Consider the following 21,906-nt stretch of genomic DNA (forward strand, 5'->3'; position numbering starts at 1 on the left):
TCCCTGCCACCGGATGAGGCGTCCGTCGCCGCACCGCAGCGGCGGTCAGTGGGCAGGGTGTCTGCGTATTTCGGCGACGTAGGCGCGGGAGACGGTGCAGGTCAGCAGATCCAGCATGTCGACCAGGAAGCTGCGATCGGCCACCGGATCGGTGGTTCCTTTACCACCGGCCGGATCGATGCGATCAAGGGTCAGTTTCACTCCGTCGTGAATCGCGTGCTGCACCATATCGATCGGTACGCCGTCGCGCGCCCACACCGCCGCCGCGTGTTCGAGTCGCCGCAGCGCCCGCGCCGCCCCGGTGGGCGCATCGCCGAGCAGGATGAGCGCCAGTTCGAATCCCATCCGCATGACTATCGCGGGATCGGAATGCGTTGCACTCCTGGCATTTCCGGAATCGAATCCATCGCCCTCCGCGGATTCCGCATCCCAGGAGTCGTAGGCCGGCATCGCGCTCCTTCCGTGCGCCCGATCCCCATCGCACTGACGAAGGTAACGGTGACGCGCGGTGATTACGAGCAGTCGGCGCGGGTTGGCCCAAACATCCGAACCACAGGGGTCCGCGGTTGTGAGATCTCCCAATCATCGGCCGAATTCGGGTCATCCGTCCGCAATTCGGACGGCTCAGTCCGGCATACGAGAACCGTCGGCTGATTCCGGGAGATCCGCGGATATTCGCGACTCCGGCCGCACTCGGCTGTCGCCGAAACCGTGATAGCCTGAACGTGATACATGCTAGCGTGATTATCACGCGAAGGAAAGCGATTGGGGCGGAAGAGATTTCGTCGGGCGTATGATCATCACGCAGCAGTGCCTCGTTTCGTCGACCTCCCGGGCCGCGCGCCGCGCCGATACGCTGGCACCCATGGGAGCCCGATTACGTACCGCGCGAAAATTGCTGCTGGGCCGCGAGATCGAACATATGATCAGCACCGCGGGGGTGAATCAGGCGGAGGCCGCACGGATCATCGATACCAGCCAGAGCCGGATCGCGATGTTGATCAACGGCGCCAGCTCGATCACCGTCGGCGATCTCGAACGCCTCGCGGTCGCATTGGGTTTCACCGACCCCGGGTATCTCGACAGCCTCGAGGCGTTACGCCGGGACAACCACAAACGCGGTTTCTGGAATACCGGTCACCGCCGCGCCTACCTCGAGGAATTGCGTCTGCTGGTGGACCTCGAGGCCCACGCCAGTCTGCTGCGGGTCACCGAGGCCGAGATCGTGCCCGGACTGATCCAATGCGAGCCCTATATCCGGGCCCTGCACGAACCCCCGCACGACGCGCAGACCGCGTCCGCCGATCCCTGTGCGGTCACCGTGGAGGATTCCGTACGCGCGCGACTGGCCCGCCAGGACGTCCTCACCGGTCCCGCCGCGCCGCGTTTCCACGCCGTGCTCTCGGAATCGTGCCTGCGCCGCGAATACGGCGGCCGCGCGGTGATGGCCGAACAACTGGAATACCTGCTCGAACTGTCGCATCGGCCCAACATCGTCCTGCAGGTGCTGCCGTTCACCGTCCCCACCCGCGGCGCGGGGATGGAGGACCGCTTCACGCTGGTGCGGGTCCCCTCCCCCGGCGCGGCGGGCGACCTGGACATGGCGATCGTGGAGAGCCAGGGCGACATTCGCTATATCGACGACAAGCCCGCGGTACGCGCCCGGGAGACCGTCTGGGACCGATTATCCGCGGCCGCAGCGGATCCCGATCGGTCGCGAGCGTTCATCGACCGGATCGCGCGTTCGTTCCGACGCGAGAGCGTCACCGGGACGTGACCCACCGTCCGTAATCTGCAAAGCCTAAGGAGTGCCGGGCAGCTATGAGCGACAACGACTTTCCCTCACGCGACATCGACACGAGCCGGCCCTCGGCGGCGCGCATGTACCACTACTATCTGTCGGGACAGGCGCTGTTCGACGTCGACAAGGTCTTCGGTGAGCGGGTGTTCGCGCTGTTCCCCCACGCCGATGCCTGGGCGCGGCACAATCGCGAATTTCTATGCCGCGCAGTCGATTTCATGGCCACACTCGGCATCCGGCAGTTCCTCGACATCGGCGCCGGCCTGCCGACGGCGGGCAACACCCACGAGATCGCGCGGGCCCACGAGTCGCGGACCCGGGTCGTGTACGTGGACAACAACACCGAGGCGGTGGCGCGCTGGCACGATCTGCTGCACCGTACCGACACTCTCGCCACCACCGCGGTCATCGATGCCGATCTGCGGTGTCCCGACGATATTTTCGACCATCCCGAGACCCGGCGCCTCATCGATCCGGATCAGCCGCTCGGATTGCTCATCGTCGGCGTCTGGCCGTTCGTGCCGGACAGCGACCGCCCGTACCGGCTGATGGCCCAGCTGCGAGATCGGCTCCCGCGCGGCAGCTGTGTGGCGATGAGCCATGCCGGTCTCGACGACGCGTCCGAGGATGTCCAACGCGGAATGGCCGCGGCGGCAGAGCTCTACAAGCAGACCTCGGATCCGTTGACCCTGCGCCGCCGTGACGATTTCGCCGCCTTCTACGACGGCCTCGAACTCCTGAATCCCGGGATCGTGCACGCCCCCGATTGGCGGCCCTCTGCACCGGTGGACATAGCGGATCCGGCACGGCCGTGTAATTTCGCGGCCGTCGGCTACAAGCCTTAGCCGGCACGGTCGGCGCGGCGGTCCGCGCATCGGTGCGCCGGCAGCTTTACTCCGTAGAAAGGGCATCCGATGACGCGGCCACCGACCTTCACCGTAGGTGAATTCCGAAAAGCCTCAGCCAGTTCCCCGCACCAGAACTGCGTGCGCGTCGCACGCAAACACGGATGGACCGCCGTCTGGGACGACAAGTGCGCTACTGCCGCCACCACCGCCGCCACGGCCGTGGGCAGCACCGAGATGCTGCTGGTCACCGACGAACAGTTCGACAAATACCAGGCGGGTATCCGCGCCGGGCGCACCGAGCGATTACCGATCACGCAGTTGCGGCGCCCCGACGGACGCTATGTGCTGCGCACCGAAACCGGCCGTCGCGCAAGGGATGTGGAGCTCATCTTCGATCGAGCCGAGCTCGACGCCTTCCACCACGGTGTGCGGACCCACGAATTCGATCTGCACAGATTCACCGCGCCGGCGCTCGATGGTGCCGAATACGACACTCGCGCAAGCGGTCTCACGGCTCGAATACCGGCCTAGCGGCTCCCGCACGTCTCCGGTGCCCGCCCGCGCGGGCACCGCTCCCCTCGAAAACCTCTGCGCCGCAGAGTGTCCGGATCAGTCCGAGCCCGCGGCGGTGTCGTCGTCCAGCTGCACCTGTACCCGCACCCGGCCCTTCTCGTCACGCGTCGCCACGGCGTGACCGCGGCGGTCGCCACCGTCCAGATGCAGCGTGATGGGGCCGCCCTCGCCGGTGAAGTTGCGCCACCAGCTCTTGCGATCGGGCATAGCGACGCCGATGAGGATGGAATCGCCGGAACGCCGATAGTTCACCGGTGTGCTGAACGTCTTACCCGACTTTCGCCCGACATAGCTGATCTCGACGAACCCCTTCCGCATCAGCGGGCCGAGAACCGGCGCCTCCGTCAGCGTGAGTACCACCGAATTGAAGCCGCGCACGGCCGATTTGACGTCCACCTGTTGCCTCCTGACTGGCCCGACCGAAAGATGTCACTCTACCGGCGTCCGATGACATCGCCAGGCGAGCGACGACGTTCACCCAGGTCCGGCCCGGACCGGATCTCGGCCCCGAGCGGGTGTCCGGCACGCCGCGGCGATCGGCCGGCCTCCCGGCATCCCGCCGCACCTCGTCCGCCCGCGGAGGCGTCCGCGACCCGGTCGATGGTCCGATCCGGTCCGCGCACGGGCGGCTCCCGCGTCGGCTCCTGCAGGACACCGGCCAGCCCGGCGCCGATTCCGAGTGCCGGCCCGGCGACCGCGCCCGGTGCGAAGGCGGCGACCACCGCACGACGCCGAGCGGGCCACGGCGACGTCGCGCGCACCATCGCCCACCAGACCCGGATGCCGTCCGCGGTCGCGTCGCAGAGGCGCAGATACGGCACGGCGGCGTAACCGGCGGCGAGGATCAGGACCGCACCGGCGGCGCAGTCGAGCAGATAGTGGTTCGCGGTCCCGATCACCACCAGCGTGATGAGAATCGGATAGCCGACACCGGCCCAGCGTGCGAGCGGAGTCCGGCCGAAGCGGTACAGCATCAGCCCGCACCACAGCGCCCAGCCGACGTGCAGACTCGGCATCGCGGCGAAATCGTTGGTGAGCGAATCCAATCCGCGCGGCGTGCCGGAATCACCCTGCCACCAGCCCACCGAGGCGTGCAGTGCCATCACGTCGATGAAACCGTGGGACTCTTCCAGCAGTCGCGGCGGCGCGGTGGGCAATGCCACGAATCCGATCAGGCCCGCGACGGTCGCGATGCCCAGCTGGGTGCGAGCCGCCCGGTACTGCTCGCGGTGCGCCCACCACATCCAGATCAGGATCGCCGGAGTCACGACGTAGTGCAGCGTGGCGTAGGCGAAGTCGGCCGGAATCGCGATCCAGGCGTGGCCGACGAAGATCCGGTTCAGCCACAGTTCGGGGTCCAGCCGCAGCCAGTCCTCGATCCGCAGCAGCGCGTGCGCGTCGTGACGGGCGTGGTCGATACCGCTGCCGACCAGCAGCCGGGCGCCGTCGTAGGCGAAATACACCACGACGACCAGCACCACTTCCCGAAACCAGCCCCCGGCTCGCGCCGGAACCTGCGCGAGCGGACCCGAGATGGTTGTTGCAGCCACGACCCGACCTCCACGACGAGGGCTGACGTACAACGTACGGTACGTCGTACGTGCATACTACAATGGCGGCGAGACCGGATTTCATCCCGACCGGAGACAGTGCCGTGACATCTGAGCCCGCCCGACGAACCCGAACCGGGGGCGGCCGCCGCCGAGTACCGCGCCATACGCTCAGCGCCGAGGCGATCGTGGACGCCGCGCTGCGCATGCTCGACGACACCGACTGCGAGGGCATCTCCATGCGCGCCCTCGCCGCCGAACTGGGCGTCGGCACGATGACGCTCTACACCTACTTCCGCAGCAAGGACGAACTGCTGCAGGCCGCGCGCGATCAGGTGCTCGACAGCTTCCATCCGCCGGACGTCTCCGGCGACTGGGCCGATCGGGTACGGGCGTGCTGCCAGGCGCTGTACCGGCTGCTCGTGGAACGCCCGGCGGTGCTTCGGGTACTCGCCGTGAAGCCCGACGGCGACGGCGATTTCGCCGATACCGCAACCGCCGCACTGGAATTGGTGCTCTCCCAGTTACGGGCCGCCGGTCTCGGCCGACAGGAGACCGCGCGCGGATACGTGGTGCTGTTGCAATACACCTTCGGCATGGCGCTGCGTCATGTGTTCGCTCCGGCGCGCCGCAACGGTGAGAACATCCCCAGCCGCCTGCAGATGCTGGATCCGGTGGCCCATCCGACGATCACCGATCTGATGCCCGAACTGGTGATCACGCACGGCAGCGGCGAGGAGCAGTATCTGTTCGGCCTGGATCTGATCCTCGACGGGTTGCGCAAGGCGGCCGCGGCACAGCACTAGTCGGGCGCAGTACTAGTCGATCGACAGGCGCAGGGCCAGGTCGATGATTACCGCCTCACGCGGTGCCACGACGTCGCGGCGAGGTTCGTTCACCCACAGCACCGTCCGGCCGGCGCCGTCGAAGCGGGGCAACGCCACGCAGCGCCGCGGGCCGACCACCACGACACGGTGCAGACGCAGCAGATGCAGCAGCGCCAGCGGTGGATCGGGGGCGGGTGCGGTGACAACGAAAGCCAGGCGCCGCGACCGCGGATGCCCGAGCACCGGACCGCAGATCGGCAGTGCGGCGATCATCCTGTGTCCCAGTCGGTTCGGCAGAGCGATCAGGCCGAACCGGCCACCGGTCACCAGATGCGGCCGGGGGCCGATCATCGTGACCGGCAGTCCGCGGTCGGCATACGCCGCGCGGATGCTGTCCGGGGCGTGGACGCCAGCGAACATCATGGGCCCTGCCCGTTGCCTCGCGCCACCTCACCCGTCTCCCTTGCCGGCTCCTCACCTCAACAGCCGCGACGTGGCCGGATCAGGGCCGAAAGTCCCCGCCATCGGGGACCTTGGTCATCGATCCGGGATTTGTAGGATTGCCGGAAAGTAGCAGGAGCTGCTTCGGCAATCGGGAGGCCCGATGATCGACCGGAACCGGACGGCGACACCCGTACGCGGCCGCTGGGGCATGCTGGCGGTGCTGTGCGCGAGCCTGCTGCTCGTCGCCATGGACGCCACCGTGCTCAACGTCGCGTTGCCCTCGCTGATCGAGGACCTGCAACCGGGGGCGCTCGCGCAGCTGTGGATCGTCGACATCTACGGATTGGTTCTGGGCGGCCTGCTGATCACCTTCGGCGCGGTCGGCGACCGGATCGGCCGCAAGCGGCTGTTCCTGACCGGATTCGCGCTGTTCGGCGTCGCGTCGGTGGTCGCGGCGACCGCACAGGTCACCGGTCAGCTCATCGGCGGCCGCGTGCTCCTTGCGGTGGGCGGCGCGATGGTGATGCCCTCGACGCTCTCGCTGATCCGCAACATCTTCGACGATCCGCACGAACGCACCCGGGCGATCGCGATCTGGGCGGCGATCGCCGGGGTCGGCGCGGCGGTGGGTCCGATCGTGGGTGGCGTCCTGGTCGAACACTTCGGCTGGGCCGCGGCGTTCTGGATCAACGTGCCGGTGGTCGTGCTCACGCTGGCGGCAGGGATCGGTTTGCTGCCCGAATACCGGGCCCCGTCGACCACCCCGTTCGACTGGCCGAGCGTGCCGTTGTCGGTGCTCGGTATCGTCGGATTCGTCTGGGGCGTCAAACATCTCGCGCGCGGGGAGGACGTCGTGCTGAACGTGTGCGTCCTGCTGGCCGGGCTCGCCATGCTGTTCTGGTTCGCGCGCCGGCAGTTGCGGCTGACCGATCCGCTGCTCGATATCCGGCTGTTCCGGCGACCGGTCTTCCTCGCCGCGGCCCTGGCGACACTGATGGCGATGATCGCGATCGGCGCCGCCCTGTTCCTGATTTCGTTGTGGCTGCAATACATTCACGGCAACTCTCCCGCCGAGGCCGGGATCCGGACGGCGCCGGCCGCGGTCGCGACTCTGGTCGGCTCGCTGACGACACCGGCGCTGCTTCGCTGGACCGGTGTGCGCGGAGTGATGGTTACCAGCCTGCTCATCCTCGCCGCCGGCTTCGCGGTCCTGGCGACCTCGCCCGAACCCACCAGCTATGCCGTGGTCGCGCTGGTCCTGGTCTGCCTGGGTATCGGTGACGGCATCGCGGTCACCGCCGCCGCGGCGGTTCTGGTTTCCTCGGTGCCGGCCGAACGCGCCGGCCAGGGCGGCGCGGTCGAGGAGACCAGCTACGAACTGGGCAACGGCCTGGGGGTGGCGCTGCTGGGCAGTGTGCACGGCGCGCTGTTCACCCATTACATGAGCGAGGTCCCGTTGACCGGAGCCCAGGGCGAGACGGCCCGCGAATCGGCCGGCGGCGCGATCGCGGTGGCCGGCGATATCGGCGGTGAACTCGGGAGCCGCGTGCACGAGATGGCTTCGGCGGCATTCGATTCCGCACTCACGGTCACCTCGTACGCGGCCGCCGGTGTGGTGGCTGCCGTCGCGGTTCTCACCGCGATACTGATCCCGCGGCACACCAGCGTGACACCGCAGCACTGACGCGCCCGCCGACTGCGCGTTCAGCCGCCGCGTTTGCGGCGATGGCGGCGATGGGTGGTATCGCAGAGCGGATAGATCCCGGACCGGCGGCAGGTGCACACCGCGACCACGAACCGATCGCAGCGCACGACGCGTCCGTCGTCGGTCACCAACTCCACCGGCCCCTCGACGAGCGCCGGACCGTCCTTGGTGAGCGTGACCCGCGTGCGGCGGGCCGGGCCGGGGGTGGGCTCGTCATTCTCGATCGGCACGGATCACCACCAACTCCTCTTGCCGTGTTCCCGGTTCGATCAGGCGCTGTCGCTCCAGCCAGTGCGCGCGCCGGTTCAGTACCGGACCGAATTCGCAGGTTTCCCGCACGACGATCGCGGCCTTGAGCCCGCCGTCGCGCAGTTGCCGTACGGTCAGATCCGGATCGCACAGCGAGGAATGCACGATCAGCGCGATTCCCTTGGTGCGCAACAGCTCCGGCATCATCCGGCACAACGGATCAAGAAGCGCCCGGCCGCGTGGTCCGCCCTCCCAGGCGCGCGCCCGGCCATGTGCCGGAATCTCGGTAGGACCCGGCACGTAGGGCGGGTTCGCCAGCACCGCGTCGAAGGTACGCCGGTGCAGCACCCGGCCGAAATCGCCGTGCAGCAATTCCAGCGGCACCCCGTGCAACCTGCTGTTGAGCCACGCCGAGGCCAGCGCGCGGCGCGAGATGTCCACCGCGGTGACCGCGGACGCACCGGCCCGCCCCGCCTGGATCGCCACGGCGCCGGTACCGGTGCACACGTCCACCACCTGGGACCCCTCCGGGATGGCGGCGGCCCCCAGCGCTCTGATCAGCAGTCCGGTATCGGCTGTCGGGGCGTAGACACCCGGTGCGCGGAACAGTCTCATGATCGCCGAATACCCGCCTTCCGATGATCAACCCGCGCGATCGCGTGGGATCGCCTCCGGGTCGCGCAGCGAGCTGTGCCCGGCCGACCAGCTGTCGAGCATGTGGCGGTCGATGGCGTTCTCCAGCAATGTCGTCGCCTGGATGCCGAAGACCATCGGTGCGATCAACTCGGGCTCGCGGACCGACAGATCCCCGATGACGTCGCGGCGCATCACCTGTTCGTGCACCGCGTCGGCCTCCACGTGTTCGGCGTAGAAGCGCACACACGCCGGATGCGCGTCCAGCCGCCGCAGCGTGTCGACCATGCGACGCGCCGCGGGTGGCGACCCGATCTCGACGCTCGCGAAGTGGCCGACCAGCTCGCCCCGGAACTGCCGGTGCAGGCCGAACAGCGACATCATGTTCACCAGCGCCAGCATCGGCGCGGGGACGGCATCGAGATAGTGCAGGTAGGTGTCGTCGAGGCCGGCGCCGGCCAGCAGATCGGCGAACAGCTGAGCGTGGATGTCCTCGCCCCGGCCGGCGCCGAACTCGTCGTATTCGACCGCGACCAGCGCGGCCTTCGCCTGACCGCGCAGACGGGGAATCACCCACGCGTAGGGATCGGCCTCTTTGTGGTGGTAGATCGAGCGGTGCGCGAAGTATTCGCACACCTGCCACCACTGGCCCTGTTCGTTGAGGAAGTGCCCGACGCCCGTGCCCTCGACCGGCTCGACGAGCAGATCGTCGAGTTCGCCGTCGAGGTCGTCGCCGCCGGGCACATCGCGTCGCATCGCGGCCAGGAACCGGTCCTCGAGGTGGGCGCGCATGCGCAGCAACGCCGGGTCCCACTCCCACCGCGGGTCGACGGAATCGAAACCGCGGTAATGCAACTCGTAGCACAGGTGCAACGCCAGCTGCAGATCCTCGCCGTACGGGTCGGTGTTCGCGGTGTCGAAATCGACGTGGCAGGCGGTGCCGCTGAGCAGTGCGCACAGACCGGCGGAGAGTTCGCCGCGCGGCTGCGGTAGCGGCGGCGCGCCGGTATTCGCGGTCACCGGCGCCGGGGTGGGCCGATGCCGGGACGCCGAGAGGTGCCGATGGCCGGATGTTCGGCGCACTTCGGGGTGCGGAATCTCCATAGGCGCCGCATACCCGGTGCTCGTCGCCTTCAATCGGCGCACCGGGGCAGACAGGTTCGAGCGCGGATCGGCGGGTATGCGCGAAACAGAGCATCCCGTCGCCCGTCGAAAGGAGCACCTTGTGAACGACCCGACCGGTTCCCGAGCTCCCGGGGACGACCTCACCGCCATCGCGATCAGTTGCACCCTGAAGAAGTCGCCCGATCGATCGAGCAGCGAGCTGATCGCCGAGCAAGTACTGCGCGAACTGTCGAACCACGGCGTCACCGGCAAGACCGTGCGCGCGGTCGACCTGGACATCCGACCCGGCATCACCGCGGACGAGGGTGACGGCGATCAGTGGCCCCACCTGCGCGAACAGATCAGCGCGGCGGACATCGTGCTGATCGCGACGCCCACCTGGCTGGGCCACATGTCCTCGGTCGCGCAGCGGGTGCTCGAACGCCTCGACGCCGAACTGTCGGTCACCGACGACCAGAACCGGCCCGCCATGGTGGGCAAGGTGGGGATTGCCGCCGTCGTCGGCAACGAGGACGGCGCGCACAAGATCTGCGCCGATACGTTCCAGGCACTCAACGACATCGGCTTCACCGTGCCGGCCCAGGGGTGCACCTACTGGAACGGCGAGGCCATGAGCGGCGTCGACTATCTGGACCTGGACAGCACTCCCGAGGCCGTCGCGACGACGACCGCGGGCATGGCGCGCAATGCCGCGCATCTGGCGCGGACCTTGAAGGCCGCGCCCTACCCGGCCTATCCGTCGTAGGGCCCGGGCGGATCGCACCGCGAATCTTCATGCGTTCGAGGAGCCGATATGTACACCGAAAGCGCCGGACCGCGAATACGGGCGAGCGAGACCCCGGTCCCGGAACCGGTTCCGCCACAGCCGGTTCCGGATCCCACGCCCGAACGTCCGATCCCGGCCCCGGAACCCGATCCGCGGCCGCCGTTCCCGGAGCCCGGTCCCGTTCCGGGCCGGCCACCCGAACCCGGCCGCCCGATACCGGGACCCGCCCCGGATCCGATCCCCGGCCCTCCGCCGCCGAGCCCCGGCCGACCGGTCCCTCCGGAGCCCGTTCCGGAGCCGCCGCCCGACCCCGGCCGACCGATACCTCCGGAGCCCATTCCCGAGCCGCCGCCTGATCCAGGCCGCCCGATCCCCGGCCCAACGCCCGACCCGAACCCGTCCGTACCCGGCCGTGATCCGTGGCCACCGGTTCAGCAGGCCGGTGTTTCACCGGCCCCGCGCCGGGCACCCGCCGGACATGACATCCGATGAGCAGACCCCTGGAACGCATCCGCAGGTCACCGCCGAGGATCTGCGGATGCTGCTGGACGCGGGCAGCCCCGGCACCCGCCTGGTGCTGACCGAAGGCCGGGTCCGGCTCGCCACCGACAGTGGCGAGGACGGAATGGAGTTGATCCGGCGCCCCGAACTGGCCGACCGCATCGGCGACCACCCCGATCAGCACGAACTGGCCGAGCAGGCCGAACTACTCAACACGCTGATTCGCATGCAGGGCGCCTGAGCGCCCGCGCGAGCCCCGAGAAGGAGACGAGATGAGCCGACCCGACCGAGAGCCCACCGTCCTGGTGGTCACCTCACAGACCGGTGTGGAACGCGACGAGCTGCTGGAACCCCTGAAGCAGTTGCGCGCCAACGGAATTCGCGTCACCCACGCCGCCCCGTCCACCGATGCGGTGCAGACCTTCGTGCACGACACCGAAGCCGACACCACCGTCGACCCGGACACCGATCTGGCCTCGGTATCGGTGAGCGATTTCGACGCGCTGGTGGTGCCCGGTGGCACCGTCAACGCCGACAAGTTGCGCGCCACCAAGGAGGCCGTCGACCTGGCGCGCGGATTCGCCGACGCCGGAAAGACGATCGCCGCGATCTGCCACGGCCCGTGGCTGCTGGTGGAGGCGGATCTGATCCGCGGCAAGACCATGACCTCGTATCCGTCGCTGCAGACCGATGTGCGCAACGCGGGCGGTCAGTGGGTCGACGAGCAGGTGGTCCGGACGCAGGACGGCTGGACGCTGATCACCTCCCGCAATCCGCGCGATCTGGACGCGTTCTGTTCGGCGATCGAGACCGAAGTGGGCGCGAAGTGACGGTGACGGCACGATCATGGTGAAAGCCCCGGGTGCGGCGGAATTCGTGCCGGACACCACGGATCTCGCGCGATTGCGCGAGGCCGCGGGCAGATGTCACGGCTGCGATCTGTACCGGCATGCGAGCCGGACCGTCTTCGGCGAGGGCCCGGCGCACGCCCCGATGGTGATGATCGGCGAGCAACCCGGCGACCGTGAGGATCTGGCCGGACACCCGTTCGTCGGCCCCGCCGGGACGCTGCTGAATCGCGCCCTCGCCGATGCCGGAATCGACCGTGACGCGGTGTATCTCACGAACGCGGTGAAGCATTTCAAGTTCACCGAGCGTGGTAAGCGCCGCATCCATCAGAAGCCCGGGCGCACGGAGATCGTCGCGTGCACGCCCTGGCTGACCGCCGAGCTCGACGCGATCCGCCCGCGGTTGGTGGTCTGCCTGGGTGCGGTGGCCGCCCAGGCCGTCTTCGGTCCCGATTTCCGGATCACCCGCGACCGCGGGCGGCTGATCGCGCACGACGATCACCGTGCGCTGGCCACCATCCATCCGGCCGCCGCGTTGCGCGCTCCCGATCGCGACGAGGCCTACGACGGGCTGGTCGCCGACCTCACCGAGGCGGCCACCGCACTGTCCGGAACGAGCTCCTAGGAGCGAAAACGCTTGCGGCACACCACGGCCGCCGCCGGTGGTCCGGCGGCGGCCGTTGCTGCCGGAGACGGGCAGCCGAAGTACGTCAGCTCGGTGTCGTCAGCTCAGCTTCAAGGAGCGGCCGATGATCTCCTTCATGATCTCGGTGGTGCCGCCGTAGATGGTCTGCACGCGCGCATCCATATACGCCTTGGCGATGGGGTACTCGCGCATGTAACCGTAACCGCCGTGCAGCTGCAGGCATTTGGTGATCAGGTCGAGCTGTTCCTCGGTGCTCCACCACTTGGCCATCGCGGCATCCTCGGCCGAGAGCGTGCCGGCGTTGAGAGCCTCGATGAAGCGGTCGACCAGCACGCGCACCGCGGTGGTCTTGGTGGCCAGCTCGGCCAGAACGAAACGCGTGTTCTGCTGGGCGCCGATCGGTTTGCCGAAGGCCTTGCGGTCGCGCACGTACTGGATGGTGGTCTCCAGGCAGCCTTCCATCGCGGCGGCGGCCATCACGGCGATCGACATCCGCTCCTGCGGCAGGTTCTGCATCAGGTGGATGAAGCCCATGCCCTCGGTGCCGAGCAGGTTTTTGGCCGGAACCCGCACGTCGGTGAAGCTGAGCTCGGCGGTGTCCTGCGCCTTGAGACCGATCTTGTCGAGGTTGCGGCCGCGCTCGAAGCCGGGCATGCCGCGCTCGACGACGAGCAGCGAGAAGCCCATCGCCCCCTTCTCGGGATCGGTCTGCGCGACCACGATCACGATGTCGGAGTTGATGCCGTTGGTGATGAAGGTCTTGGCGCCGTTGATGACCCAGTCGTCGCCGTCCTTCACCGCGCGGGTTTTGATGCCCTGCAGATCCGAACCGGTGCCCGGCTCGGTCATGGCGATGGCGGTGATGATCTCACCGGAGCAGAATCCGGGCAGCCAGCGCTGCTTCTGCTCATCGTTGGCCAGCTCCAGCAGATACGGCGCGATCACGTCGTTGTGCAGCGAGAAGCCCAGACCCGAGTACTGACCCTTGGTGGTCTCCTCGGTGATCACCGCGTTGTAGCGGAAATCCTTGACCCCGCCGCCACCGAACTCCTCGGGCACGGCCATGCCGAGGAAACCCTGCTTACCGGCCTCCAGCCACAGCTGCCGATCCACGACGCCCGCCTGCTCCCACTCGGCATGGTGCGGCGCGACGTGCTGATCCAGAAATTTACGGTATGACTCCCGGAACAGATCGTGTTCGGGCTCGAAAAGGGTGCGCTCCACGCCAACCTCCTAGTGACCACATCGGCAACTCGCCTGCCACATACGGTACCCGGAAGGGGAATCGCGGTTCACTTCAGATCCGAAAAAAGTCCCCCACCTGTGCGAAAAGCTTCAGCAGGTGATCCCTGCGCACCCTGAACGCGGGTAAACCTCTACAGTCCGACAGCGCCGCGGACGCGGCCCCACAGGGTGCGCCCGCGATCACGATCGCGCTCGGCCAGCAGAGCGGTGATCTCCTCCTCCAGCGCCTTGCGCACCACCTGCTGCAATTCCTCCGCGGCGGCGTCCAGATCGGTGGCGTCCTGCCACGGCGTGGTCTCGATGGGCGTGCCGATCGAGTAGTAGAACCGTTCGGGCCGGGGCACGACGGTGGGACCGATTCCGCGCATGAGCGGCGGAGTGAGATTGCCGCGGATACCGAGCGCCTCGACGGTCCAGCGCAGCGGGCTCATCACCGGATGATCGCCGTCGAAGACCACGTCGAACACGTCGTCGGCGCCGATCATCGCGGTGGGCAGGATCGGCGCGCCGGCCTCGATCGCCATGCGGGCGAAGCCGGTACGCCCCTCCCATTTGAGGTGGTATTTCTCACCTTTGCGGCGCATCGCCTCGCGGCCGCCGCCGGGGAACACGATGACGGCCTCGCCGTTGTCGAGCAGGGTGCGGCAATTGTCGCGCGAACCCCGCACGCTGCCGATCCGGTGCACGAGCTCACGCACCGGCGGCACCCGCATCAGCACGTTCTCCGCCAGGCCGCGCACCACCCGGCCGGTGCGGTGGTAGATCTCGTGCACCAGCAGCGGCGCGTCCACGCCGCCGAGCAGCGTGTGGTTGCCGACGAGCATGACCGGGCCGGTTTCGGGAATGTTGTCCAGGCCGTGGAAAACCGGACTGTTCCACAGCCGCACCGGCGTCGACAGCGCGTCGAAAACGCGAAGATCGATGGCGGGCACCGTCATTCGCAACGGTGCTCCGTCACTGAGCGTGGCGGGAACGCTCGGCTTCGCGGCAGCGCTCGGCCTGGCGGAAGCGTCCGGCGACGCGGACTGCCCCGGTGTTGCCGGCGAGCGCTCGGCGGTGAATTCGACAGGCATGGATTCGATGGGCATGGATTCGACAGGCATGACATCGTTCCCGGACATTTGCACCCTCCCTGCAGCCGTTCGGTGACGCGATTCTACCGAAAACGACTGTGGCACACAGACTACGAAAGCTTCAGTGCGAAGGCCCCGCTGCTTCCGCACTGCCGACGGTGCCCGCGTGCGCGTACTGCGACAGGGTCGGTGCGAGCGCCCGGGGAACCCGGGCCCGCACCCGCGTACCACCCTCCTCGTGCGAGGAGCTGATGATGCGGCCGTCGGAGTGGATGCGCGCGAGCAGATCACCACGAGTGTACGGGAGCAGCACACTCACCTCGACATCGAGCCCGCCGAGGATCTCCGCCAGCCGTTCGCGCAACTGGTCGATGCCGCGGCCGGTGCGGGCCGAGACGAACACCGCGCCCGGCAGCTGCGCCCGCAGATGCGCCAGCTGCGTCGCGTCCAACGCGTCGATCTTGTTCACCACCAGCAACTCCGGCGGCCCGGATCCCTCGCCCTGCTCGCGCAGCACATCGGTGATCACCTCGCGCACGGCCTTGATCTGCTGATCGGGCAGCGCGTCGGAACCGTCGACCACATGCAGCAGCAGATCGGCGCCGGTGACCTCCTCGAGGGTGGACCGGAACGCCTCCACCAGCTGAGTCGGCAGATGCCGGACGAATCCGACGGTGTCGGTGAAGACGACCTCGCGGCCGTCGTCGAGCGCGGCCCGGCGAGTCGTCGGATCCAGGGTGGCGAACAGCGCGTCCTGCACCAGGATGCCCGCGCCGGTCAGGGCGTTCATCAGGCTGGATTTCCCGGCGTTGGTGTAGCCGACGATCGCCACCGCCGGAATGCCGCTGGAGGTGCGCCGCGACCGCTTGGTGTCGCGGGCGGTCTTCATCTCCTTGATCTCGCGGCGCAACTTGGCCATCCGCTCGCGGATCCGGCGGCGATCGGTTTCGATCTTGGTCTCACCGGGGCCACGGGTACCCACACCGCCGCCCGCACCACCGGCCCGGCCACCGGCCTGCCGCGACATCGATTCACCCCAGCCGCGCAGTCGCGGCAGCATGTACTCCATCTGTGCCAGCGACACCTGCGCCTTACCCTCGCGGGAGGTGGCGTGCTGGGCGAAGATGTCCAGAATCAGCGCGGTGCGGTCGATGACCTTCACCTTGACGACCTTCTCCAGCGCGTTCAGCTGCGCCGGGGTCAGCTCACCGTCGCAGATCACCGTGTCGGCGCCGGTCCCGAGCACCACCGAGCGCAATTCGTCGGCCTTACCCGAGCCGATGTAGGTGGCCGGATCGGGCTTGTCGCGGCGCTGGATCAGCGCGTCGAGCACCTGAGAGCCGGCGGTTTCGGCGAGCGCGGCCAATTCGGCCATGCTGGCGTCGGCCTGCGCGGCGTTGCCCTCGGTCCACACGCCGACCAGCACGACCCGCTCCAGTCGCAACTGCCGGTACTCGACCTCGGTGACGTCGGTGAGCTCGGTGGACAACCCCGCGACACGGCGCAGCGCGCTGCGTTCGTCGAGTTGCAGTTCACCGACGGTGGGCGCGGCCGCCCAGCCGTTGCCGGAGTAGCCGCTGCCGTCGTCCTCGTCGGCGTCGTAATCGCTCACGCCGGTATCGGCGTCGTCATCGCCGATGCTGTAGTCCTGGTCCGCGTAGCCGTCCGTCTCCGAGTCGAGCTGCTCGATCGGGGTGAACTCGTACGTTTGTGATTTCCTCATACACCTCCATGGTCCCACGCCACAACCATCGGGCGCACTCGGATATTTCCGGCCGACGCCGGGAGCGGCCCCGGTAAGCTCACACGGATCAGGCGCCGGCCCACCACTCACCGGCGAGGTGTCCGGAACCGACCAGCACCGAGGGGCCGCGCAACCACGCCTGCCCGTGCTCGATGCCCACGGTGACGGCACCGCCGGGCACCCGGACCCGCACCTGCGCCGAATCCGCCGCCGGATCGATGCCCGCACTCGTCAGCGCCGCGGCGGCCGCGGCGACCGTGCCGGTGCCGCAGGAGCGGGTTTCGCCGACGCCGCGTTCGTAGACCCGCATATCGACCGCGCCGTCCTCGCCGAGCGCGGTCAGGATTTCCACGTTCACGCCGTGCGGGAACAACTCCGGATCGAAACCGGGTGGCACGGAGAGGTCGAGCGCGGCCAGCCCGTCGGCGGTGAGCCCGGGATCGACACAGGCCAGATGCGGATTGCCCACGTCGACCCCGACTCCGGCCAACGCGCTGCCGGCGACCGTGGCGGTGGAATCACCGAGCATCCGCACCGGGCCCATGCCGACGGTGACCTCGCCGTGCACCTCGTCGAAGGAATGCACGACCACCGAGCGCGCGCCCGCCCGGGTGCCGACCACGAATTCGGTATCCCGCTGCATTCCGGTGGCGAGCAGATAGTGGGCGAACACGCGCACGCCGTTGCCGCACATCTCCGCGATCGACCCGTCGGCGTTGCGATAGTCCATGAACCAGTCCGCCGCGGCCACACCGTCGGGCAGTTCGGCCAGCTCGCCGCGCTCCACCAGCGCCCCCGCCCGGGCGACGCGCAGCACACCGTCGGCGCCGATGCCCTGGCGCCGGTCACACAGCACGGCGACGGTGTCGGGGGCCAGGCGCAGGCGGGCGTCGGCGTCGGGCAGCACCACGAAATCGTTCTGGGTCCCGTGGCCCTTGCCGAATTCGATATCGGCCGCGCCGGACACCGTCTGCACCTGCTCGCTCATCGACGTCGTTCCTCCAGCCGTCCCGCACTATTCACCGGCCGCGCCGGCGTTCACCTTCGATACCGACACCCGGCGCTGCCGGGATATTTCGTACAGCACGACCGAGACGGCGCAGGGGGTGACCGGCATCGCACCCGCCGGAATCCGCACCATCTCGTCGCATGCGTCGCGCCACCGCGCGTCGAGCTCGCCGTCGTCGGCGAACACCATGATCGTCGCATCCGCGAAGGTGTGCGCATCGACCGGCTCGTCGGCGGGGTCCGCACCGACACCGACCAGCCGGGCCGGGACTCCCGCGCCCGCCCGCAATTCGGCGACGGCAGCCGGGCCGGGCACTCGCACCACCGGCACCGCGAACAACGCGCCTGCCGAGGCGCGCACACACCGCGGGTCGTATTCGTCCGCGCCGGAACCGCTGATCACGACCGCGGCGGCGCCGAAAGCGTGCGCGGTGCGCAGCACACTGCCCAGCCGCAGCGCGGAGGCCGGGCGATCTATCACGACCACCGGACGTGCCGGATCGAGGCGGACCTCCGAGCCGTCCCGGCTGCGGGTGTGCGCCAGCGCCACCAGTTCCGGTGTGCCGGTATCGGGTTCGGCGAGTTCGTCGAGGGTGTCGCCGACCAGTCCGATCGCCGGCACCGCGTCGTTGTCGAGCACCTCGCGCGCCCACGCCGGCAGCGGGGCGCCGAGGCGGTACAGCACCGCCTCCAGCGGCCAGCCGTTCGCCACCGCCGCGGTGATCGGTTCGCGGCCGTGGACGAGAAAGCGGCCGTCGCGCCGGCGGCGGGCGCGGTTGCCGAGATAGGCTCGCCACTCCCCCACGGAGGCATTACGGGTCGTCGATGGGCGGGTGGTCGATGGGCGGGTCACTGCCGAATCGATTCCTGTTCGTCGAGCACATGGGCCAGTACCGCATCCGCCAGGCGCGGATCGGCGCCGTCGACCCAGTGCACGCGTGGGTCGCGGCGGAACCACGAGCGTTGCCGGCGCACGTAGCGGCGGGTGCCGATCAGCGTGCGCTCACGCGCATGGCTCAGGTCGTATTCGTTGTCGAGATGAGCCAGGACTTGTGCGTAACCGATCGCCCGGCGTGCCGTCTGGCCCCGGCGCAGGCCGCGGCCGATCAATTCGCGCACCTCGTCGACGAGACCCTGCGCGAACATCGTCTCGGTGCGGGTCTCGATGCGCGCGTCGAGTTCGGCGGTCTCGCGGTCGACACCGATGATCGTGGTATTCCATCGGGGCGTGCCGCGTTGCGGCTGCGAGGCGGCGAACGGCCGGCCGGTGAGTTCGACGACCTCGAGCGCCCGGACGATCCGCCGCCCGTCGGTGGGCAGAATGGTCTGCGCCGCAACGGGATCGGCGGCGCGCAGGGCGGCATGGACGGCGGCGATCCCGTCGCGTTCGAGAACCGCCTCCCACTTCTCGCGGACGCGGGTGTCGGTGGCCGGGAATTCCCACTCGTCCAGCAGCGCCTGGACGTACATCATCGAACCGCCCACGATGACCGGCACCCGGCCGCGCGCGAGAATGTCCTCGACGTCGGCGGAGGCCGCGGCCTGATACGCGGCGACGGTGGCCGTTTCGGTCACCTCCAGCACGTCGAGTTGGTGGTGCGGAATGCCGCGGCGCTGCTGCGGCGGCAGTTTGGCGGTGCCGATATCCATGCCGCGATACAGCTGCATGGCGTCGATATTGACGATCTCCCCGTCCAGGCGAACCGCCAATTCCAATGCCAGATCCGACTTTCCGGTCGCGGTCGGGCCGATGACGGCGATGGGCGCACTCATCGCGCACCCGCCGGATACCAGACCGACGCGTGGTAGCCCACACCGAAAGGTGCTGCGCGATAGAGGGTTTCGACCTTCGGATCGGCGGTGTCGATACCGAACAGACCGGCCAGCACCTGAAAGCCGGGACGGCCCGCCACCTCGAGTTCGGCACACAGCCGCGGGTCCAGTGCGCCGAGTGCCGCGCGGTCACCGGCGTCGAGAGCGGCGTCGATCCGCTGTTGTTCGCCTTCGGCACGGGGATCGAGATATCCGGGCGAGGTGGTGGACAGGGTCGCGGCGCCGTCGGCCACGATCAGCACACCGTGCGCGCGCGGGTCGGCGTCCATCTCGCCGCGCAATCGGGCCCCCAGATCCACGCAGCGGGCGGGCTCGGCGCCGGGATCGACCGGCAGCGCCCGCGCCTCGATGTCCTCGCCGTCCTCGGCCGCGATCCGTCCGCGCAACCATGCGCCCACCAGCAGCGCGGTCGGCCAGTCGAATCGCGGCTCACCGCCGGGGTCCGTCGCCGACAACGCGACCCGGACGTCCGCGCCGAAGCCGCGGAAACTGCCCACGCCGGTCGTCGGCTCGGTGCCCGCGCCGACGATGGTCCAGTGCCGGGCCTGCCGGGCCAGCAGCCGCCCCGCCTCCAGGACGGCCTCGCGCAGTTGCGGTACCTGCGCGGCCGGGTGGGTGGCGTCGGTCAGCGGAGTCGCGCCGCCCAGTTCGGGAATCAGCACGAGCGGCGAGGGAATCAGCGCGGCGGCACGAAACACCCGTCAACGGTAGCGCCCGCCGGGAGACGGCAGCCGAGGCCGCCGCTCACCCGGGGTGATCGTGTTCCCACCACCCTCAACCGTCACTCGGTCCACGCCACCGTTCGCAAGAGAGGGCAATTCTGTCTATTGGCTGGTTGAATGGGATCTGCTAGGGCGTAACCAGGCAGCCGTGACGCGCGGCAGGGATGAGGAGCGATGACCGACAACAGCGGAACCGAGAAGGCAGTGCATCCGGAAACCGGCGCGGCGCAGCAGTCCAGCAATCCCGCCGCGAAGCGTCCGACTCCGGCCGATGCCGCCCCGAAGCCCGGCGCGGCGCCACGCCCGGGAGTACCCAAGCCGGGCGCGCCCAAACCCTCTGCGGCGCAGCGAGCCGAACCGGCGGCGAAACCGGCGGCGACGCACCACGTCAAACCGGCTCCCGTCCCCGGCCCCGCCCATGAGCATCCGCATCCGGTGGTCGTGCCGACCGTCAGCGATCCCAGCGAATGGGGCCGGGTCGACGACGACGGCACCGCCTGGGTCAAAACCGGCGGCGGCGAACGCGTCGTCGGCTCGTGGCAGGCCGGTGACGCCGCCGAGGGCCTGGCGCATTTCGGGCGTCGCTTCGACGATCTGGCCACCGAGGTCGCGCTGCTCGAGGCTCGCCTCGCGGCCGGCACGGACGCCCGCAAGACCAAGGCCGCGGCCGTCGCGCTCGCCGAATCCCTGCCCACCGCGGCGGTGATCGGCGATGTGGACGGTCTGGCGCAGCGTCTGCAGGCGATCATCGAACATTCCGACGAGGCGGCCGCCCACGCCAAGGAGGAGAAGGAACGCACCCGGCACGAGCACACCGAGCGCAAGGAGGCGCTGTGCGCGGAGGCCGAGCAGATCGCCGCCGAATCCACCCAGTGGAAGGCGGCCGGTGACCGGCTGCGTGAAATCCTCGAGGAGTGGAAGTCCATCCGCGGGGTGGACCGCAAGGTCGACGACGCACTGTGGCGGCGCTTCTCCAAGGCGCGCGAGGCGTTCAACCGCCGACGGGGCGCGCACTTCGCCGAACTCGATCGCGAACGCGCCGCCGCGAAGGCACGCAAAGAGGAACTGTGCGCGCGGGCCGAGGAGCTGTCCGATTCCACCGACTGGGTGGGCACCGCCGCGGTCTTCCGGGATCTGCTGACCGAGTGGAAGGCGGCCGGGCGCGCCCCCCGCGAGGCCGACGAGCAGTTGTGGCGGCGCTTCAAAAGCGCCCAGGACGTGTTCTTCGCCGCGCGCAACGCCGCCGCCTCCGAACGCGATGCCGAATTCGGGCAGAACGCGGCGGCCAAGGAGGAACTGCTGCGCCACTACGAGGACCGCATCCCCGAGCACATCGAACCCGATTCCGCGACACTGGATTCCGCGCGCGCCGCCCTACGCGAACTGCAGGAGCGGTGGGATGCGGTCGGCAAGGTGCCGCGCGAGCGCATGCACGAACTCGAGGGCAAACTGCGGGCGCTGGAGAAGCGGGTACGCGAGGCGGTGGACGCCCAGTGGCGGCGTACCGACCCCGAAGCGATGGCTCGCGCGGCGCAGTTCCGCGAGCGGGTCGCCCAGTTCGAGGAGCAGGCGGCCAAGGCCGAGGCGGCGGGCCGCACGCGCGATGCCGAGAAGGCGCTCGAGCAGGCCAAGCAATGGCGTGAATGGGCGGATGCCGCCGAGGGTGCGGTCAGCCGGCGCTGAGCCGTTCGTTCGCCGGCCGGCGGTGTCGAGTTCGCCGCCGACCGGCCGGTACGCGCCGCCGCCCCGCAGCAATCTCGACGAG

General features: G+C 69.1%; 25 protein-coding genes. 11 read left to right on the forward strand and 14 right to left on the reverse strand.

Going from position 1 to position 21,906, the window contains the following annotated elements:
- Positions 1–45: 45 nt before the first annotated feature.
- The gene (locus tag ACPCUW_RS17390) at positions 46–450 is read right to left on the reverse strand and encodes a hypothetical protein (protein ID WP_063016663.1); all 405 of its coding nucleotides are present in this window, start codon (positions 448–450) and stop codon (positions 46–48) included.
- Positions 451–793: 343 nt separating this feature from the next.
- Between ACPCUW_RS17390 and ACPCUW_RS17395 the strand changes: the two genes are divergently transcribed.
- The 3 genes from ACPCUW_RS17395 (at position 794) to ACPCUW_RS17405 (ending at position 3,180) form a co-directional block, all read left to right on the forward strand.
- On the forward strand, positions 794–1,777 hold the full coding sequence (locus ACPCUW_RS17395) for a helix-turn-helix domain-containing protein (RefSeq protein ID WP_423425940.1): 984 nt from the start codon (positions 794–796) through the stop codon (positions 1,775–1,777).
- Positions 1,778–1,821: 44 nt separating this feature from the next.
- Complete coding sequence (locus ACPCUW_RS17400) at positions 1,822–2,646, forward strand: SAM-dependent methyltransferase (protein WP_064901944.1); 825 nt, start codon at positions 1,822–1,824, stop codon at positions 2,644–2,646.
- A 141-nt stretch (positions 2,647–2,787) separates the two neighbouring features.
- Positions 2,788–3,180, forward strand: a complete 393-nt coding sequence (locus tag ACPCUW_RS17405; protein WP_423425941.1) for a hypothetical protein — start codon at positions 2,788–2,790, stop codon at positions 3,178–3,180.
- A 78-nt stretch (positions 3,181–3,258) separates the two neighbouring features.
- Here ACPCUW_RS17405 and ACPCUW_RS17410 read toward each other — a convergent pair whose 3' ends face one another.
- Both ACPCUW_RS17410 and ACPCUW_RS17415 read right to left on the reverse strand, forming a co-directional pair.
- A complete protein-coding gene (locus ACPCUW_RS17410; protein WP_063016669.1) occupies positions 3,259–3,618 on the reverse strand; it encodes a hypothetical protein in 360 nt (119 codons plus the stop codon).
- 38 nt (positions 3,619–3,656) lie between these two features.
- Positions 3,657–4,772 carry a phosphatase PAP2 family protein gene (locus tag ACPCUW_RS17415; protein ID WP_423425943.1) on the reverse strand — a complete coding sequence of 372 codons (1,116 nt, stop codon included), beginning with the start codon at positions 4,770–4,772 and terminating at the stop codon, positions 3,657–3,659.
- A gap of 104 nt (positions 4,773–4,876) precedes the next feature.
- Between ACPCUW_RS17415 and ACPCUW_RS17420 the strand changes: the two genes are divergently transcribed.
- Positions 4,877–5,578, forward strand: coding sequence for a TetR/AcrR family transcriptional regulator (locus tag ACPCUW_RS17420; RefSeq protein WP_423425944.1), 702 nt, complete (start codon positions 4,877–4,879; stop codon positions 5,576–5,578).
- 12 nt (positions 5,579–5,590) lie between these two features.
- Here ACPCUW_RS17420 and ACPCUW_RS17425 read toward each other — a convergent pair whose 3' ends face one another.
- Positions 5,591–6,022: a hypothetical protein gene (locus tag ACPCUW_RS17425; protein ID WP_423425945.1), complete on the reverse strand. Its 432-nt coding sequence runs from the start codon at positions 6,020–6,022 to the stop codon at positions 5,591–5,593.
- A gap of 181 nt (positions 6,023–6,203) precedes the next feature.
- On the opposite strand from ACPCUW_RS17425, the gene ACPCUW_RS17430 reads away from it, so the two are divergent.
- Positions 6,204–7,727, forward strand: coding sequence for an MFS transporter (locus tag ACPCUW_RS17430; protein ID WP_423425947.1), 1,524 nt, complete (start codon positions 6,204–6,206; stop codon positions 7,725–7,727).
- A gap of 20 nt (positions 7,728–7,747) precedes the next feature.
- On the opposite strand, the gene ACPCUW_RS17435 is transcribed toward ACPCUW_RS17430, so the two are convergent.
- Genes ACPCUW_RS17435 through ACPCUW_RS17445 form a run of 3 tightly spaced genes read right to left on the reverse strand, consistent with a single transcriptional unit; the run spans position 7,748 to position 9,650 of the window.
- Positions 7,748–7,972, reverse strand: a complete 225-nt coding sequence (locus ACPCUW_RS17435) for a CDGSH iron-sulfur domain-containing protein (protein WP_197039777.1) — start codon at positions 7,970–7,972, stop codon at positions 7,748–7,750.
- A complete protein-coding gene (locus ACPCUW_RS17440; protein ID WP_064901950.1) occupies positions 7,962–8,612 on the reverse strand; it encodes a HemK2/MTQ2 family protein methyltransferase in 651 nt (216 codons plus the stop codon). The genes ACPCUW_RS17435 and ACPCUW_RS17440 overlap by 11 nt, the downstream gene beginning before the upstream one ends.
- 27 nt (positions 8,613–8,639) lie before the next feature.
- Complete coding sequence (locus ACPCUW_RS17445) at positions 8,640–9,650, reverse strand: iron-containing redox enzyme family protein (RefSeq protein ID WP_423425949.1); 1,011 nt, start codon at positions 9,648–9,650, stop codon at positions 8,640–8,642.
- 205 nt (positions 9,651–9,855) lie between these two features.
- Here ACPCUW_RS17445 and ACPCUW_RS17450 point away from each other — a divergent pair, with 205 nt between their 5' ends.
- From ACPCUW_RS17450 to ACPCUW_RS17465, 4 genes are all read left to right on the forward strand, one after another.
- Positions 9,856–10,500 carry a flavodoxin family protein gene (locus ACPCUW_RS17450; RefSeq protein WP_051755157.1) on the forward strand — a complete coding sequence of 215 codons (645 nt, stop codon included), beginning with the start codon at positions 9,856–9,858 and terminating at the stop codon, positions 10,498–10,500.
- A gap of 499 nt (positions 10,501–10,999) precedes the next feature.
- On the forward strand, positions 11,000–11,263 hold the full coding sequence (locus ACPCUW_RS17455; protein ID WP_104363049.1) for a hypothetical protein: 264 nt from the start codon (positions 11,000–11,002) through the stop codon (positions 11,261–11,263).
- A 31-nt stretch (positions 11,264–11,294) separates the two neighbouring features.
- Positions 11,295–11,852 (forward strand): type 1 glutamine amidotransferase domain-containing protein, encoded by a 558-nt coding sequence (locus ACPCUW_RS17460; RefSeq protein ID WP_063017451.1) that lies wholly within the window; start codon positions 11,295–11,297, stop codon positions 11,850–11,852.
- 16 nt (positions 11,853–11,868) lie between these two features.
- A complete protein-coding gene (locus ACPCUW_RS17465; protein ID WP_423425951.1) occupies positions 11,869–12,495 on the forward strand; it encodes a UdgX family uracil-DNA binding protein in 627 nt (208 codons plus the stop codon).
- A gap of 99 nt (positions 12,496–12,594) precedes the next feature.
- Here the strand turns inward: ACPCUW_RS17465 and ACPCUW_RS17470 are convergent, their stop codons facing one another.
- On the reverse strand, positions 12,595–13,740 hold the full coding sequence (locus tag ACPCUW_RS17470; protein ID WP_063017447.1) for an acyl-CoA dehydrogenase family protein: 1,146 nt from the start codon (positions 13,738–13,740) through the stop codon (positions 12,595–12,597).
- A 152-nt stretch (positions 13,741–13,892) separates the two neighbouring features.
- Entirely contained in the window at positions 13,893–14,699 is an 807-nt protein-coding gene (locus ACPCUW_RS17475; protein ID WP_051755243.1) for a lysophospholipid acyltransferase family protein, read from the reverse strand.
- On the opposite strand from ACPCUW_RS17475, the gene ACPCUW_RS17480 reads away from it, so the two are divergent.
- A complete protein-coding gene (locus ACPCUW_RS17480; protein WP_423425953.1) occupies positions 14,683–14,910 on the forward strand; it encodes a hypothetical protein in 228 nt (75 codons plus the stop codon). The two genes, ACPCUW_RS17475 and ACPCUW_RS17480, sit on opposite strands and share 17 nt — an antisense overlap.
- Positions 14,911–14,955: 45 nt before the next feature.
- Here ACPCUW_RS17480 and hflX read toward each other — a convergent pair whose 3' ends face one another.
- The 5 genes from hflX to ACPCUW_RS17505 form a co-directional block, all read right to left on the reverse strand.
- A complete protein-coding gene (hflX, locus tag ACPCUW_RS17485; RefSeq protein WP_082857335.1) occupies positions 14,956–16,557 on the reverse strand; it encodes a GTPase HflX in 1,602 nt (533 codons plus the stop codon).
- Between the two features lie 88 nt (positions 16,558–16,645).
- Positions 16,646–17,527, reverse strand: coding sequence for a diaminopimelate epimerase (gene dapF / locus ACPCUW_RS17490; RefSeq protein WP_423426127.1), 882 nt, complete (start codon positions 17,525–17,527; stop codon positions 16,646–16,648).
- A gap of 66 nt (positions 17,528–17,593) precedes the next feature.
- Entirely contained in the window at positions 17,594–18,391 is a 798-nt protein-coding gene (locus ACPCUW_RS17495) for a TrmH family RNA methyltransferase (protein WP_423425954.1), read from the reverse strand.
- 44 nt (positions 18,392–18,435) lie between these two features.
- Positions 18,436–19,359: a tRNA (adenosine(37)-N6)-dimethylallyltransferase MiaA gene (gene miaA, locus ACPCUW_RS17500; protein WP_063017443.1), complete on the reverse strand. Its 924-nt coding sequence runs from the start codon at positions 19,357–19,359 to the stop codon at positions 18,436–18,438.
- A complete protein-coding gene (locus tag ACPCUW_RS17505) occupies positions 19,356–20,117 on the reverse strand; it encodes a hypothetical protein (protein ID WP_423425955.1) in 762 nt (253 codons plus the stop codon). Before ACPCUW_RS17505 ends, miaA begins: the two co-directional genes overlap by 4 nt.
- Before the next feature lie 198 nt (positions 20,118–20,315).
- Here ACPCUW_RS17505 and ACPCUW_RS17510 point away from each other — a divergent pair, with 198 nt between their 5' ends.
- Complete coding sequence (locus tag ACPCUW_RS17510; protein WP_064907674.1) at positions 20,316–21,824, forward strand: DUF349 domain-containing protein; 1,509 nt, start codon at positions 20,316–20,318, stop codon at positions 21,822–21,824.
- The last annotated feature ends 82 nt before the right edge of the window (positions 21,825–21,906 follow it).

Source organism: Nocardia sp. AB354 (genome assembly GCF_049538315.1).
In the GTDB taxonomy this organism is placed as follows: domain Bacteria; phylum Actinomycetota; class Actinomycetes; order Mycobacteriales; family Mycobacteriaceae; genus Nocardia; species Nocardia nova.